We start from the raw sequence: 15,362 nt of genomic DNA, 5'->3' as shown, positions 1-15,362 counted from the left end.
CTTGCCCCGGCCCCGCCCGGTGTCCCGTACGGGGACGCCGGGTACGCGGATGGTCCGTCACCGGCCGTGACAGACAAGGGAGTTCACGCGTGAATCGCATCAACGCTTACCTCATCAAACACGTCTGGCTTCAACTGACGCTGGCGCTGCTCGTCGGCGCCCTCGTGACCCAACTCTGTTTTCCGCAGCGGACGTTCGGCTCGACATTGATCCGCTCGACCTTCCCCACTCTCGGCGCCTGCGCCGTCGTGCTGGCGATACGCCGCAAGGAGAAGGGTGCCGCCGGGGGTGTGGACGGCCTCGTCTCCCTCGAACGCCGCCTGCGTACGGGCGAGGTGCCCACCGACCCCGGCGAGCGCCGGGCGATGCGGGAACTGGTCGACCAGCGCCTGCGCCGCACCCGGCACCGCAAGGGCGCGGTCGCCTTCCTGATCGTCCTCTTCGTGGGGCTCCCGGTGCTTATGGGGCTGACGGGCGAGGTCCGACAGGCCGTCGGATTCGCCGTGCTGTCCGCGGTGTTCCTCCCCTGGATCACCTGGATGAACCGGTTGAACATGCGCCGACTGCGCACCATGGACGCGGCGTTGCGCGAAGCGGCCGCGGACTCCGCCCGCTCACCGCACGGCGGCCCCGCGCCCTCCGGGCCGCGCGAGAACCCGTAGACGATCATGGTCTGTGCTTCTCGGGGCATCCGTCCGTCACAGGATCCGCTACGGACGAAGGAGAGACGCGTGGCGATACGCAGGACGGACGCGCGGACGATCACGGGCGGGACGGTCGAGGGCGCGGCGCCCGGGCGGGCCGGGGGCCGCGGACTGTCCGGTCTCGTGCTCGCGCTCGCTCTGATCGGCTCCGTGTGCTGCGCCGGGGTGCTCCTCTTCGTACGCTTCGCGCACTGGGCGGGCGATCGTCCGTTCACGGCGGGTGTCCTCATCGCGCTGACCGTGCCCGTCTTCTATGTGCTGGTACGGGCGATGCCGCGCGCCCGAGAACTGCGCAGGGCCGCCCGGGCCGGGATGGCCGCCGCCGACCGCGACCTGGCCCTCGCCCCGGCACCCGCCACGGTCCCGGCACCGGAACCCGCGTACGAGCCGGCCCCCGGACCGGAGGCGGTGCACGACGGCCTGACCGCCGAACTCCCCCCGCACGCCCCCGACTTCGCGGGCCTCGACCCGGACGGCTTCGAGGCGGCCGTGGCGGAGCTGTGCGCACGCGACGGGTGCGAGGACGTGAGCGTCGTGGGCGGCGCCGGGGATCTGGGCGCCGACGTGCTCGCCGTCGCGCCCGACGGCCGCCGCGTCGTCGTCCAGTGCAAGCGCTACGCCCCCGACCACAAGGTGGGCTCCCAGGACCTCCAGCGCTTCGGCGGGACGTGCTGGTCGGTGCACGGCGCGCAGCTCCCCGTCGTCGTGACGACGAGCGGCTTCACGGCGCCCGCCCTGGAGTACGCGCAGGGGTGCGGCATCCACTGCGTGGACGGCGCCGACCTCGAGGCGTGGGCCACCGGAGCGGGGCCCACGCCATGGGGCCCGGCGTCGCCGCAGGTCACCGGCTGAGGGACGGCCGTCGCCCGGCGGTCTTGCCTGCGGAGGTACGCTCTTGGTCAGTCGACGGCGTTCTCCGACGGAAGGTTCTGGGATGCCCCAGGGGCTGCCCCGCCACACCCCCGAGTCCGTGGCCGCACTGGCCTGTCATGTCTCGGAGCTGCTGGACGTGCTCTACGGACGCGCGCAGGAGGCGGCCGCGGGGCCGCTGCCTCCGTCGCAGTTCCGGGCGCTCGCGGTCATCGGGGAGCGGCAGCCGGTCAATCAGCGGACGCTGGGCGAGGCGCTGGGTTCGCGGCCGTCGTCGGTGAGCCGGCTGTGCGACCGGCTGGAGGCGGCCGGTCTTGTGGAGCGCGTCGCCAGCAGCACGAGCCGGCGCGAGGTCGAGGTGCGGCTGAGCCGTCGCGGGGCGGTCGTCCTCGACGACTTCCGGGCCTCGCGCGCGCGGGAGATCGCGGCGGCCCTGGAGACCATGACGCCCGCGCATCTGCGGACCCTCGCCGAGGGGCTGGAGCAGTTCGAGCGAGCCGCGGCGGGTCACGTGGGCCTGCACGCGGTGCCCGACGGCGCCGAAGAGGCATCCGGGACCCTCGCCTGACCGGGCCCCTCCCCCATGACAGCCGCCGCTCGCCCATGGCCCCGCTCCCCGGGCCGCCGCTCGAGCCCGCCGGGACGAGGGCACACCCTTCAGCCACGGAGCGGGATAGAATCTTCACATAGTTTGCCGCAGGGCAACATGTGTGGTGCTTTGCCGCTCCCGCCCGGCTCATCGGCGCAGCGCAGGGATCGTGGTCACGGTCAGCCCGGCGAACTACCCGCACGGTCAGGAGGACTCTCCCGGCCGGCGGGGGATCCAGCGGCGACGCGTCCCGTTCCTGCGTCCCGTCCGGCAGTCGGCCCATTCATCGAAGAAGGCTGCCGTGACTCACTTCCCCGCCGCGGAACGCGCTGTCCGCGGTGCCGCCCCGTTCGCGCTCCTTGACGCGGTGCGCGCGGCGCTGGCCGAGCACTACGACGCCTTGGGCGCCGATCTGCTGCTGGCCGACTACAGTCTCACCGTCCTCCAGCCGGTGACGGAACTGCCGCACACCTCCGCGCCGCAGCCGGTGGACGCGGGCCCCGCGGGCCGCGCCTTCGCCGGCCAGGAGCCGCAGATCCGTCCCGTGGCGGACGAGGACGCCGTCGATCTGTTCCTGCCGATGACCGTGCGCGGCGACCGGCTCGGCGTGCTCAGCGTCCGCGTACCACAGGCGCGTACGACGGAGCAGGACCTGGCGGAGCTGGCCGCGCTCGCCGAGGTGCTCGCCCACGAGATCGTGGTCGCGGACCGGGACACCGACGTCTATCTCCTGGCCCGGCGTGCCGGGCGGCTCACCCTCGCCGCCGAGATGCAGTGGCAACTGCTTCCGGGCCGGGGCTACACCCGCGACGAGTACGCCATCGGCGCCCAGCTGGAGCCCGCCTACGCCATCCACGGCGACAACTTCGACTGGGCGGCGACCAGCGACACCCTCACCCTCACCGTCACCAACGGCATGGGCGAGGGCATCGAGGCGTCCCTGCTGACCAACCTCGCCGTCAACGCGCTGCGCAACGCCCGCCGGGCCGGCATCGGTATCGCCGACCAGGCGGCCCTTGCCGATCAGGCCCTGCACGCGCAGCACGGCGGCCGCAGTTACGTGTCGACGCTGCTGCTCTCCTTCGACCTCGCGTCGGGGCGCGTCCAGGCCGTGGACGCGGGCTCCCCGCAACTGTGGCGTCAGCGCGGCAGAGAGGTCGAGCAGATCCCGTTCGAGGCACAACTCCCCCTCGGCATGTTCGAGGAGACGAACTACGTCGCCCAGGAGTTCGACGTGCAGCCGGGCGACCGGCTGCTGTTCGTCAGCGACGGTGTCTACGACGCCCTGTCGGCGTCCGGCGAGGCGTACGGGGAGAAGATGCTGGCGCGCGCCATCCGGGGCGCTCAACTCCTGCCCGCCTCGGCGGTTCCGCGGGCGATTTTGAGGGAACTCGTGGTGCACCTGGACGCCCACGCCGACGACGACGCCCTCGTGGTGTGTCTGGACTGGTTCGGGCGGCAGTCCACCGGCTGACGGAAGGGGCGGTTGCCGGAAGGGCGGCGGACGTGCAACTGTTGCCGCATGGAAACAGTCAAGGGTCCGGCCGTGCCGTGAGCGGGGCAAGTCCATTGACCCACTAGCCGGTTGTCTCTCCGGTCTTTCAGCGAAGGGTGGTGGGGGCCCGCTTCTGCCGGGCCCCACGCGATGGTCTCCTCCACGGAGCCGACGAGTTCCCCAAGCGCCGTACAAGCCGGTCCGCGCGTGCCGTATCCGACACTCACCGTGGACCGCCACGGCCGCATCCTGTCCTGCAACGACCGGGCCCGGTCCCTGCTCGGCGGCGCCCGGCCCGGAGCACTCCTCGCCGACACGGCGCCGTCCTGGCTGTCGGACGCGCACGAGACGTTCCTCACATACACGGACGCCCTGGACGACGACGGGCCCGCGGGCGCGTGGGGGCGCCTCGGCGACCGCACGATGGACGCCCTGCCCAGCCGGGGCGCCGACGGAGCGGTGGTCTGGTGGCTGGTCGACATCGGCGAGCCGGAACCCCTGCGGGAAGAGCTGGAGCGTGAGCGCAGCCGTTCGCGGCTCCTCCAGGAGATGTCCAGCGAACTGCTGGCGTCCCTGAACGTGGACCGCTGCATGGAGGTGACCGCGACGCTGGCCGCCGAGCACCTCGCGGACGCCGCGGTCATCGTCGGCGTCGGCGGCGGCCGTACACACCCGGTGACGTGGGCCACGGCCGACGGCCAGGTGTCCCAGCGCCGTATCGCCGTGGACGTCGAGGAACTCCCCGGCCTGGCCGAGGCCCTGCTGGGCTTTCCTCCCGTGCCCTCCCGCTGGATCGACCCGTCGCTGACGCCCGACTGGGTCATCCCCGAGGGCTTCGTCCGGGAGGCGGGCGAGATCGGCTCCATGGTCGTCGTCCCGCTGCCAGGACACGGACTGCCCGCCGGCGCCGTCGTGATGATGCGGCGCAGCAGGGAGGCCGCGTTCACGGAGAGCGAGGAGACCGTCGCGCGGCTGTTCGCGGCCCGCGCCGGCGCGGCGCTCTCCGCCGCCCGGATCTACGCGGAGCAGACGCACATCACCAGCGTCCTGATGCGTGAACTGCTGCCCCCGAAGCTCCAGCGGGTGCAGGGCATCGACTTCTCCGGCCGCTACCGCCCCTCGGCGGTCAACGAGCGGGTGGGCGGCGACTTCTACGACGTGTACCCCTCCGACACGGAGGACGGCGAGACGTTCGCTGTCCTCGGCGACGTGTGCGGGAAGGGCCTCGAAGCCGCCGTCCTGACCGGCAAGATCCGCAACACCGTGCACGCGCTGCTGCCCCTCGCCACCGACCACGCCCGCGTCCTGACGCTGCTCAACAGCGCGCTGCTCGCCTCCCACCACACGCGCTTCGCCACCATGGTCCTGGCGTCGGCGACACGCAGGGACGCGGACGTACGGCTGCGCCTGACCAGCGGCGGCCACCCGGCGCCCCTCATCGTGCGGGCCGACGGCACTGTGGAGGAGGCCGCCACCCGCGGCACCCTCATCGGGGCGCTGCCCACCGTGACCGTGACCACCGCCACCGTCGTCCTGCAGCCGGGCGAGACCTGCCTGCTGTACTCGGACGGCATCACCGAGGCGCACGGCGGCCCGCTGGGCAACCGCATGTTCGGGGAGGAGCGCCTGCACGCCGTCCTGAGCGAGTGCGCGGGGCTGCCGGCGGAGGCCATCACCGAGCGCGTACTCATGGTCGCCTCCCAGTGGGTCGGCGACGGCGCCCACGACGACATGGCGCTGCTGGCGATCACCGCGCCCCGATCCACCCATCTGACGGCGGTGGACGGCCACACTCGGGGCAGGTTCACTCCATGACCGCACACGGGACCCTCACCGGCGAGATCGCCGAGCCGGACGGAACGGACGAGACCGTCAGGGCGGCGGCGACGATCGGGCCGGACGCGACGCCCGGCCCGGACGCGGCGGCGCCTGGCACGGACGGGCCGTACGACTACGCCGCGCTGCGCGAGGAGTTGTGGAGCGCGGCCGTCGGCTGCGACGACGCGCGAGCCGTCGCCCTGACCTGCGCCGCTGTCGGCGAGGGCGGATCGGCCCAGCGGGCCGCCGCCGCCGAACGGGTGCTGCTCGACCTGATCGCGCCCGTACAGGCGCGGGTCGGCCTCCAGTGGGCGGCGAACACGATCACCGTCGCGCAGGAACACGCGGCGACCGCCATCAACGAACGCTGTGTCTCCGCCGTCTCCGAGGCCGTGGCCCACCACCTGACCGGCCCCTCGCGCGGCCGGGTGACCGTGGCGTGCGTGGACGGGGAGTGGCACGCGCTGCCCGCCCGCCTGGTCGCCGAGGTGCTGCGGCTGCGCGGCTGGACCGTCGACTACCTCGGCGCGCAGGTGCCCCTGGAGCATCTCGTCGCCCATCTGCACCAGCGGACGTCCGACGCGGTCCTGCTCTCCTCCTCGGTCCCGCCCCACCTGCCCACCGCCCACGCCACCATCAGCGCCTGTCGGGCCGCCGGGGTGCCGGTGATGGCCGGAGGCGCCGCCTTCGGCCCGCAAGGACGGCACGCCGTACGGATGCGGGCCGCCTGGGCCGCCGACGCCCGGGGCGCGCACGCCCTGCTGGACGCAGGACTTGAGCGGCCCTCCGTGCTGGAGGCCGTGCTGCCCGACATCGACCTGCCGCACCTGCGGGACCAGGAGTACACCCTGGTCAGACAGACCAGGCGGCAACTGGTCCGGCAGACCCTGACCGACGTCGAGAACTCCTTCCCGCCGATGCGCCGCTACAGCGACGTCCAGCGGGAGCGCACCCTTGAGGACATCGACCACCTCGTCACCTACCTGGCCACCGCCCTGTACGTCGACGACGCCGAGCTGTTCACCGGGTTCCTCCTGTGGACGGCCGACATACTCGCCGCGCGCGGTGTCCCGGCGCGGGCGCTGCTGCCCGCGCTCGACTCGCTGCTCGCCCGCCTCCACGACTTCCCCCGCGCCACGGGCATCCTCGCCGAGGCGCGGCGGCTCCTCACCGTCCCCGGCCCAGGAAAGCCCGCATGACTCCCTACGCCGCCCTCCACGTGACCACGGTCGGCCTGCGCGACGGTGTGCTGCGCGTGCGTCTCGACGGCTCGCTCGACTACGAGACGAGCGACCTGCTCGCCGGGCACGTCGCCCGCGCACTGCACACGCACCCCGGCGTCCGCGCCCTGCGCCTGCACTGCGCGGACGTGGACACCGTCGACTCCATGGGCCTGTCCGCGCTGCTGTCGCTGCGGCGCCGGATGGACGAGCGGGGCGCGGCCCTGTATCTGACGGAACGTCCCGCGCGCCTGGACCGGTTGCTGTCCATCACGGGCACCTACGACTACCTGATCGGCGCGGACGGCGCCGAGGAGCGCGAGCCGTCCGCCGCGGACTCCGAGCAGGGCCCGCCCTGATCCGCTCCCCCGCATGCGCGCCGCATCCCGGCGCCGGGCGGGGGCCGCCGGAGTTCAGACCCCGCCGAGTGCCGACACGAGGGACGCCACCGTGACGGTGTTGAAGACGAACGCGATGGTCGCGTTGGCCGTCACGGTGCGGCGCATGCCCCGGGACGTGACATCGACGTCCGTCGTACCGAACGTCGTCATCACCGAGAACGCGAAGTAGACGTAGTCCGCCCACGCCGTGTCCCCGCCCCCGCCTCCTTCACCGGGGAACTCCAGCGCGCCGCCGTCCTCGACGAGGTTGTCCGCCTGGAAGGCGACGGCGAACGACACCGCCACACAGGCCCACGCCAACGCGACCAGGACGAGCGCGGTCGCCACCCGCGCGGGCGGCGCGAAGGCGGAGCCCGTGCGGCCGGGCAGCCAGACCACGGCCACCGCCAGCGCGGCCGCCGAGATGAAGACGGACACGCCCGGGCCGGGCGCGGTCCCGTACACATAGCGTTGCAGCACCGTGCCCCGCGCCTCGCGCCTGGCCCAGGTGCGTACGCGCTCCGGCGGCGCGGTGGCGAAGGCGACCGACGTGATGAGCAGGTACGGGAAGAGATAGGTCAGCAGGACGAGGACGCACACGTCGGCGGTGGTGAGCTTGGCCCAGCTCCCGTCGAAGAGGAGAAGCAGCGCGGCCGTGGCCGCCGCGGCGAGGCCGCTCACGACGGTCCTGCGGCGCTCGGACAGCCACCGGGTGCGTACGCGCGGACCGGCCGGCCCGTTCATGGGCGCTCCTCCGCATCGGCCGCCACCGTCTCCGCGCGGACGCCACTGACACCGAGCGCTACCTCGTACGGGCGTGTGGGCCGCCCCGTGCCGTCGCGGGCGTCCGGCGACGCGCATGGGTCGTTCCCGGCGCACAGCGCCTGACGGCCGGCCGGTTCCGTGCCGTCCGTCCGGGCCCCGAAGGACCGCGCCGTCCCGCCGGCCCGCTCCGGCCCGCGCCTCGTGCCCATGGATCCTCTCCCTGTGCGGCGCCTGCTCTGCGCCATGCCTGGACGCGAGCCGCACTCGGGGGCCCAGCCTGCCCACGTCACCGCCCGCGTGCATCCCCGGCGGGGCCGTGCGGATGACCGCCGCGCGCGTAGGGCTCACCGCCGGGCCCGGCGGTGACGGACGCCGTTCGGGTGAGCGGGGTTCCCGGCCGTGACGCGCCCAGGGGCCCGGCGTTGATCAAGCGGCGACGATCCCCCGTACCGCTGCCGGCTTCCGACGAGTGCCCCCGTGAGGACAGACATGACCCGACCCGACCCACACGAGGACGGTCGGACCGTCTCCGTCGTCACCGGAGCCTCCCGGGGCATCGGCCGCGCCGTCGCCCTGCTGCTCGCCCGCCCCGGCCGGACCGTGGTGGTCAACTACCGCAGGAACGCCGCCGCCGCGCACGACACCGTGCGGCAGATCACCGCCCTCGGCGGGGCGGCCGTGGCCGTGGCGGCGGACGTCGGCACCGAGGCGGGCGTCGCTGAACTCTTCGCCGAGGCCGAGGCGTTCGGACGCCTCGAACACTTCGTCTCCAACGCCGCGGGCACCTCGTTCCGCGCCGCGGCCGACGTCGCCTCGCGCCATCTGCGGATGAGCCACGAGATGAACACCCGCGCCTTCGTCCTCGGCTCCCAGGAGGCCGCGCGCCTCATGACGGACGGCGGGGCCGTCGTCGTACTGACGTCGGTGGGCAGCACCCATGCCCTGCCGGGGTACGGCCTGATGGGCGCGGAGAAGGCGTCGCTGGAGGCGTGGACGCGTTATCTGGCCTGCGAGTTGGCGCCGCGCCGGGTGACGGTCAACGCGGTGCGCGCCGGCTGGGTGGACACCGACTCGCTGGACGCGTTCTCCGCGGCGACCGGGGTGGACCGCGCCGCCATGGAGCGCGGCGTGCCCCTGCGGCGGCTGGGGACGGCCCGCGAGATCGCCGAGGTGGTGGGCTTCCTCCTCTCCCCCGGCGCGGCCTACGTCACGGGGCAGGTGCTGGTGGCCGACGGCGGCCTGAGCGTGGCCCCCTCGCTTCCCGCGCCGCTGTCCGGCGGTGACCGGCGGCAGCCGGAGGCGCCGGTTCCCGCCCAGACCGGGGCCTGAGGCCTTCCGGCGCCCTCGGCGCCCCGTACAAGGAGCAGATCATGAATTCCGCCCTCCCCCTCTCCGTGGGCATCCGCGGCGTCGGCGGCCATGTGCCGAAGACCGTCCTCGGCAACGCGGAGCTGGAAGAACTCCTGGACACCACCGCCGCGTGGATCGAGGACCGGCTCGGCATCCACCAGCGGCATGTCGCCGCGCCGCACGAGCAGGCGTCCGACCTCGGCCTCGAAGCGCTGCTCGACGCGCTGGTCCTCGCGGACGTGCCGCTGCACGACATCGACCTGCTGATCTGCGGGACCGCGACCCCGGACCACATGTTCCCGGCGACGGCCGCCGCGATCGCGCACAAGGCCGGCCTGAGCGGCACCCCGTGCTTCGACGTCAACAGCGGCGCCTGCGCGGGCGGGGTGTTCGCCCTGGACGTCGGCGCCCGCTATGTCGCCTCGGGTCAGTACACGTGCGTGGCCGTCGTCCTCACCGACGTGATGACCCGGGTCTGCGCCACCGACGACCGCACCACCCGCGCCATCTTCGGCGACGGCGCCGCCTGTTACCTCCTGCAGCCCTGCTCCCCCGGCCGCGGCCTCGGCTCCACGCTCCTGCGGACCATGCCGGAGCGCTACCACAGCGTGCGCGCGCACCGCGTCCCGAGCCAGGAGCCGGGTGCCAACGGCTTCTCCGGGGACAACGTCCTGGTCATGGACGGCGCCGCCGTACGGGACTTCGCTCTGGACGTCATTCCCGGTTTCCTCCACGAGGTCGCCGCCGCGGAGGGCATCGACGCGGGCGAAGCCGACCTCGTCGTGCTCCATCAGGCCAACCCCCGCCTCATCCCGAAGATCCTCCAGCGCGCCGGGCTCCCGGCCGACAGGACGGTCGTCACCGCCGACACCCTGGGCAACACGTCGGGGGCGAGCGTCCCCCTGGTCCTGCGGGAGGCCGTGCGCCAGGGCCGTATCCGCCCCGGCAGCCTGGTCCTGGCAGCGGCCTTCGGATCGGGCCTCAGCCTGGGCGGTACGGTGATCCGCTGGTGCGGCGACGAGGACTTCCCGCCCGCCCACCGCCCCTCCGCCGGCGCCGACTTGACCGCGTCCTCCGAGAACGCCGCCGGCCTGCGGTGAGCTTTGACGAGCTGCCCCTAATGAGCGAATTCGGGACCGCGTTCACCCGTCCGGACGTACCGCCGTTCCGTGATCGACAGGGCCTTGGGGGATCTTGGTCCCGGCCTCCGCGACTGCGGCGGCGTGAGAGAACCGGAGAGACCCTATGGATGCCTGGCTGCGGGACACGCTGGTGGGACGGCTCGATCTGCCGGCGGAGGCGGTGACCGCCGACGCGCTGCGCGAGGACGCGGGCCTCGACTCCCTCGCCGTGACGGAACTGGCCATGATCGTGCAGGAGAGCCTGGGCTTCGTCGTCGACGAGGACGTCATCGCGGCCTGCGCCACGGTCGGTGAGGTCGCGGACCTCCTCGAACAGCGCCGCCGGCGACTCCCCGTCTCGTGACGGCCGAACCGGACGGCGGCGTGCCGGCGGCGGTCCTGTGCGGCCTCGGGTCCTGGCTGCCGCCCGACGTGGTGCCCAACGCCGAGGTCGCCCAGCGGCTCGGGGTGAGCGACGAGTGGATCGTCCAGCGCACCGGAGTGCGCACCCGGCACCGCGCGTCCCCGCAGACGGCGACCGTCGACATGGCGGTCGAGGCGGGGGCGCGGGCCCTCAAGTCCCAGGGCCACGGCCAGGTGGACGCGGTGCTGCTGGCCACGGCGACGCCCGACCGGCTCGTCCCCGCGTGCGCCCCCGAGATCGCCTCGCGGCTCGGGTTGTCGGGCGTCGCCGCCTTCGACGTGAGCGCCGCGTGCAGCGGTTTCGCGTACGCCCTGTCGGTGGCGGCGGGTTACATCGCCGCCGGTACGGCGGAGCGGGTGCTGGTGATCGGGGCGGACACCCTGTCCGCGATCACCGATCCGGACGACCGGACGACGGCGGCGATCTTCGGTGACGGCGCGGGCGCGGTCGTGCTCCGGGCCGGACGACGCGCGGAGGCGGGAGCGCTCGGGCCGTTCGTCCTCGGCAGCGACGGGGAGGGCGCGGACCTCGCCCGCACGGTGGGCGGCGGCTCCCGCTCCCGGTACGGCCGCACCGCGGAGGGGCCGCACCCGTATCTGCGGCTGGACGGCAGGCAGGTCTTCCGCAACGCGGTCGAGCGCATGCGCGCGGCACTGCGGGCGGCCGTCGAGAGAGCGGGCTGGGCGCCTGAGGACGTCGACCGTTACGCGGTCCATCAGGCCAACCTCCGTATCAGCCAGGCCCTGGCGACGAGCATGGACGTACCCGCGCAGCGGTGGCTGTCCAACATCGCACGCGTCGCCAACACCTCGTCCGCGTCGCTGCCGCTGCTCCTCGACCACTCGGCCCGCGACGGCTCGCTCACGGCGGGGGCGCGGCTCGCGGTGGCGGCGTTCGGCGGCGGCCTGAGCTGGGCGGCCACCACCCTCGTGTGGCCCGAGCTGACCCTCACCGACTGAGACCTCCACCGACCGAAAGGCCCCCGGCATGGCAGGCGCCGACCTCACGTACCCGGCCCTCGACGCGGCGATCCGCGCGGTCCAGGGGCGGGCACAGCACCTCGACATCGGTTTCGTCCTGGAGATGGAGGGGCCCCCGGCCGGCACCGGGGCGGTGCTGGAGCAGCTGCGGCGGCGACTCCCCCTGCTGCCGCCGCTGGCCGAGTGCGCCGGTCACCTCGGTGACCACGTACGCGAGTTGACCGTGCCGGGCGGCCGGACGGGCGCGTGGTCGTCGGCGTACGACGCGTTGGTGAATCTGCCGGCCCCGTGCGCGCGGGGGCCCTGGGATCTGTGGCTGGTGCCCGGGGAGGGCGGCGACGGATGGCTGCTCGCCTACCGGGCCCACCACGCCCTGCACGACGGGGGCAGCATGATGCGCCTCGCCCGCCGGCTGTTCTCGCTCGCCGAGCCAGGACCGGAGCCTTCGGCGGTTCCGTCCCCTGCCGAGGGCGGGCCGCTCGCTCTCGGTGCGCGTCTCGCGGGCCGGCTGCGGGGCGCGTCGGCCTCCGCGCGCCTCCTCGTACGGCCTCCTCGCGTCCCGCTCCTGCCGGGTGCGGCCGACGACCGGCGGGTGCTGTCCACGGCCGCGGTCGCGGGTGCCCGGCTGCGAACGGCCGCCCGCACCCTGGGGTGTTCGGTCCTGGACGTGCATCTCGCGGCCCTGAGCCGGGTGGCCGAGGAGTCCGACCCCACCGGGTGGACGACGCGGCGCAGGCCGTCGCGCGGCATCGTCGTGCCCGTGTCCCTGCACCGGTCCGGAGGCCCGACCCCGTACGTGGGGAACCGCTTCTCCACGGCGTTGATCGACGTCCCCTGGAGCACCCGGGACCTCGGGGACCGCGCGCGGATCCTCGCCGGGCGGACGGCCTCGCTCGGGCATCCCGGTCTGCGCCGGGCCATGGCCAGGAGCACGGCGCGGCTCGACGCGCCCGCCCATCTGCGCCGCGCCTCGCGGATGTTCGCGCGCAGCGCCATGCAGTCGACGGTGCTGCTGCTGACCGGGGACGTCGGCTTCGGCGGGCGCCGGGCCACGCGTCTCACCCCGCTGAACTGCCTCCCGCTGCCTTTCCCGCAGCAGTCGGCGCTGGTGCTGTGGGGCGGTGAGGCGGTCTGCTCGTTCACGGCGGACACCGCGCTGCCGGCCGCCGAGAAGCTGGCCGATCTCTGGCTCCGGGCGGTCGACGTCCTGGCCCCGGACGCCGGAGGCACCCCGTGACCGAGCAGCAGTCCGCCGCCTGCTACCGGGCCGTGCGTGCCGCGATGCGCCTGGTCGCCCGCGCCCACTGCCCGCTGACGGTGACGGGCGCCGACAACATCCCGGCGTCCGGGCCCGTCCTGCTGGCGGGGAACCATCTCGCCGTGTGCGACACGTACTTCGTGCTCGCCGCGGTCCCTCGTACGGTCGTCATGCTCGGCAAGCAGGAGTACTTCGACCGGCCTGGCCTGCGCGGGCAGGTGATGGCCCAGTACGCCCGGCGCCTCGGCGTCCTGCCGGTCGACCGCTACGGCGGTCCCTCGGCGGCCCGCGCCGTCCTCGACACCGGCCGCGCCGTCCTGGAGCGCGGGCGCCCGCTGCTGCTCTACCCCGAGGGCACCCGCTCCCCCGACGGCCGGCTCTATCGCGGCAGGCCGGGCGCCGCCGCGCTCGCCCTCCTCACCGGCGCCCCGATCGTCCCCTTCGGCATCCACGGCACCGACCGTGTCCAGCCGCTCGGCACCCGCCGGCTCCGCCCGCACCCGGTGCGGCTGCGCTTCGGGGCACCCCTCGTCCCCGCGGCCGAGGGCCACGAGCGGCGGGCCGACGGCTTCCCGGCCACCGCCGCGCTGCGCGAGGTGACGTACCGCCTCATGTGTGACATCGCCGCCCTGTCCGGGCAGGAGTTCATCGACCTGCCCGCGCCGCGCAAGGCGGTCCCGGTCTGACGCTCCGGCGTGGCGCACGGCCGCGACGGGCCGGGGGTCCGGCCCGTCGCGGTGGGCGGCGGGGTCAGGCGTCGGCCACCCAACTGCCGTGGAAGCCGAGGGGGACGCGGCCGGGGAGATGGATGCGGGCCAGGGCGTGTCCGGTGAAGTCCTGGGCGGCGAGGACGACGAGGTCGGTGGCGCCGCGCGCGGGGTCGTTGACGTAGGCGAGGACGTAGCCGTCGTCCTCGTCGCGGGCGCCGCGCCGGGGCACGAAGACCGGCTCGCTGGCGGCCGCCCCGGTGGGGAAGCGGCGGACCTGGCGGGTGGAGCGCAACATGTCGTGCTTGACGAGGCAGTTGGTGAACTTGGTGTCGGGGATATGGCCGTCGACGGTCTCGTACGCGCGCCACATCTCGGCGGCGCTGGCGGTGTAGCCGTAGCGGTGGCGGCGGGTGGTGAGGAGTTCGTTGATGCGGGGGAACTCCTGGGGCAGGTCGTCGATGCGGGTGGCGGTGACGCGGTCGCGGGCGAGGTCGATGGTCCACCGGTCGAGGCTCGGGGCGCCGGTGGCGGTGGGGCCGCCGCTGCCGAGGCCGGCGGCGTAGAAGGGGGCGGGCATGGAGGTGTACTCGATGACGATGCGGTGGCCGTCGTCGTAGGCGTTGAGGGTGTGGGAGAAGTACACGGGGTCGATCTCGAACCAGCGTGTTCTGCCGCCCGTGCGGGGCATCACGCCGAGGCGCATGGGGTGCTGGAGGTTCCACTTGTAGGGGACGATGGCGCCGGCCTCGGCGGCCTGCTCGTCGAAGGTGATGGGGACGTCGACGACGATGACGTAGTTCTCGGTGAGTGCGAAGTCGTGCATCATCGGGGCGTCCGCGACGGGGATGCGGTGGGTGCGGGTGACGCGTCCTGTGTGGTCGATGACGAGGTGTCGTACGTGGTCCCAGGTGGGGTAGTACGTGACGGCGTGGAGTTCGTCGGCGGCCGAGTCGTACTTGGTGTGGGCGGTGAAGGAGCCCTTGAGGGTGGAGCGGAAGTCGTGCGTGCCCCGGGTGGCGAGGTCGCCGTCGAGTTCGTAGGGCAGCGGGCCGCCTTCCTGGAGGGCGAGGATGCGGCCCTTGTAGCCGATGACGTGGGTGTTGCAGGCGAAGTCGTCGGGGGGGACGGGGCCGGGGTGGCTCTCGCCGAGTTTCCCGGTGACCTGGGTGGAGCGGACCCAGCGGTTGCGGTACCACTCGGCGCGGCCGCCGCGCAGGCGGACGCCGTGGACCATGCCGTCGCCGAGCATCCAGTGGTGGGCGCGGGGGTCTTCGAGGCCGAGGGCGTTGGGGCCGTTGCGCAGGTAGCGGCCGTCGAGGTCGCGGGGGATCCTGCCGGTGACGGGGAGGTCGAACGCGGTCAGTTCCTTGGTGGCGGGGGCGAAGTCGCCTTCCAGGAAGGGCAGGGCGCCGCCGGGCTTCGTGCCGGTGGGCGGGGTCGCGGGGCGCAGGGGGGCGGCGGCCCGGGCGGGGCCGGTGGTGAGGGCGGCGGCCATTCCGGAGGCCGCGGCGAACGCGCCGGCCTGCAACACCCTGCGTCGTGAGTGGTCCTTCATCGGTGATTCCCCCTTGGTCGCCGGTTCCTGCCCCGGCCGCTTCGGCGTCTGGTGGTGTCCATCCTGGAGCGGGCGCGGGGCGGGGGCAGGAGGGGTAGGGCCCGGATCGGGGGGTGGTGCCAG

15 protein-coding genes are annotated in these 15,362 nt (G+C 74.0%); 13 read left to right on the top strand and 2 right to left on the bottom strand.

The features are described from left to right. Window positions 1-89: 89 nt before the first annotated feature. The 7 genes from ACZ7LY_RS16400 to ACZ7LY_RS16370 all read left to right on the top strand — a co-directional run bounded on the left by ACZ7LY_RS16400 (window position 90) and on the right by ACZ7LY_RS16370 (window position 7,055). Entirely contained in the window at window positions 90-662 is a 573-nt protein-coding gene (locus tag ACZ7LY_RS16400; RefSeq protein ID WP_471625259.1) for a hypothetical protein, read from the top strand. Window positions 663-731: 69 nt separating this feature from the next. After that, window positions 732-1,556: a restriction endonuclease gene (locus ACZ7LY_RS16395; protein WP_471625258.1), complete on the top strand. Its 825-nt coding sequence runs from the start codon at window positions 732-734 to the stop codon at window positions 1,554-1,556. A gap of 82 nt (window positions 1,557-1,638) precedes the next feature. Then, entirely contained in the window at window positions 1,639-2,142 is a 504-nt protein-coding gene (locus ACZ7LY_RS16390) for a MarR family winged helix-turn-helix transcriptional regulator (RefSeq protein WP_471625257.1), read from the top strand. Window positions 2,143-2,464: 322 nt separating this feature from the next. Next, window positions 2,465-3,637, top strand: a complete 1,173-nt coding sequence (locus ACZ7LY_RS16385) for a PP2C family protein-serine/threonine phosphatase (RefSeq protein ID WP_471625256.1) — start codon at window positions 2,465-2,467, stop codon at window positions 3,635-3,637. 171 nt (window positions 3,638-3,808) lie between these two features. Then, window positions 3,809-5,473 carry a PP2C family protein-serine/threonine phosphatase gene (locus ACZ7LY_RS16380; RefSeq protein WP_471625255.1) on the top strand — a complete coding sequence of 555 codons (1,665 nt, stop codon included), beginning with the start codon at window positions 3,809-3,811 and terminating at the stop codon, window positions 5,471-5,473. Next, on the top strand, window positions 5,470-6,675 hold the full coding sequence (locus ACZ7LY_RS16375) for a cobalamin B12-binding domain-containing protein (RefSeq protein ID WP_471625254.1): 1,206 nt from the start codon (window positions 5,470-5,472) through the stop codon (window positions 6,673-6,675). The genes ACZ7LY_RS16380 and ACZ7LY_RS16375 overlap by 4 nt, the downstream gene beginning before the upstream one ends. Next, a complete protein-coding gene (locus ACZ7LY_RS16370; protein WP_471625253.1) occupies window positions 6,672-7,055 on the top strand; it encodes an STAS domain-containing protein in 384 nt (127 codons plus the stop codon). Before ACZ7LY_RS16375 ends, ACZ7LY_RS16370 begins: the two co-directional genes overlap by 4 nt. A 54-nt stretch (window positions 7,056-7,109) precedes the next feature. Here ACZ7LY_RS16370 and ACZ7LY_RS16365 read toward each other — a convergent pair whose 3' ends face one another. Continuing rightward, a complete protein-coding gene (locus ACZ7LY_RS16365) occupies window positions 7,110-7,820 on the bottom strand; it encodes a DUF1345 domain-containing protein (RefSeq protein ID WP_471625252.1) in 711 nt (236 codons plus the stop codon). A gap of 510 nt (window positions 7,821-8,330) precedes the next feature. On the opposite strand from ACZ7LY_RS16365, the gene ACZ7LY_RS16360 reads away from it, so the two are divergent. The 6 genes from ACZ7LY_RS16360 (at window position 8,331) to ACZ7LY_RS16335 (ending at window position 13,660) form a co-directional block, all read left to right on the top strand. Beyond that, on the top strand, window positions 8,331-9,170 hold the full coding sequence (locus ACZ7LY_RS16360) for an SDR family oxidoreductase (RefSeq protein ID WP_471625251.1): 840 nt from the start codon (window positions 8,331-8,333) through the stop codon (window positions 9,168-9,170). Between the two features lie 41 nt (window positions 9,171-9,211). After that, window positions 9,212-10,291 carry a 3-oxoacyl-ACP synthase III family protein gene (locus ACZ7LY_RS16355; RefSeq protein WP_471625250.1) on the top strand — a complete coding sequence of 360 codons (1,080 nt, stop codon included), beginning with the start codon at window positions 9,212-9,214 and terminating at the stop codon, window positions 10,289-10,291. A 145-nt stretch (window positions 10,292-10,436) separates the two neighbouring features. Beyond that, window positions 10,437-10,676 carry an acyl carrier protein gene (locus ACZ7LY_RS16350; RefSeq protein ID WP_471625249.1) on the top strand — a complete coding sequence of 80 codons (240 nt, stop codon included), beginning with the start codon at window positions 10,437-10,439 and terminating at the stop codon, window positions 10,674-10,676. Further along, window positions 10,673-11,695, top strand: a complete 1,023-nt coding sequence (locus ACZ7LY_RS16345) for a beta-ketoacyl-ACP synthase III (RefSeq protein WP_471625248.1) — start codon at window positions 10,673-10,675, stop codon at window positions 11,693-11,695. Before ACZ7LY_RS16350 ends, ACZ7LY_RS16345 begins: the two co-directional genes overlap by 4 nt. Window positions 11,696-11,723: 28 nt before the next feature. Further along, window positions 11,724-12,953, top strand: a complete 1,230-nt coding sequence (locus tag ACZ7LY_RS16340; protein WP_471625247.1) for a wax ester/triacylglycerol synthase domain-containing protein — start codon at window positions 11,724-11,726, stop codon at window positions 12,951-12,953. Next, window positions 12,950-13,660 carry a lysophospholipid acyltransferase family protein gene (locus ACZ7LY_RS16335; RefSeq protein ID WP_471625246.1) on the top strand — a complete coding sequence of 237 codons (711 nt, stop codon included), beginning with the start codon at window positions 12,950-12,952 and terminating at the stop codon, window positions 13,658-13,660. Before ACZ7LY_RS16340 ends, ACZ7LY_RS16335 begins: the two co-directional genes overlap by 4 nt. Before the next feature lie 64 nt (window positions 13,661-13,724). On the opposite strand, the gene ACZ7LY_RS16330 is transcribed toward ACZ7LY_RS16335, so the two are convergent. Then, window positions 13,725-15,239 (bottom strand): carotenoid oxygenase family protein, encoded by a 1,515-nt coding sequence (locus tag ACZ7LY_RS16330; RefSeq protein ID WP_471625245.1) that lies wholly within the window; start codon window positions 15,237-15,239, stop codon window positions 13,725-13,727. Window positions 15,240-15,362: the final 123 nt, after the last annotated feature.

Source organism: Streptomyces sp. NPDC107550 (assembly GCF_055639095.1).
Note: the sequence above shows the minus strand (reverse complement) of the source record. Positions and strands in the feature narration are given on the sequence as shown.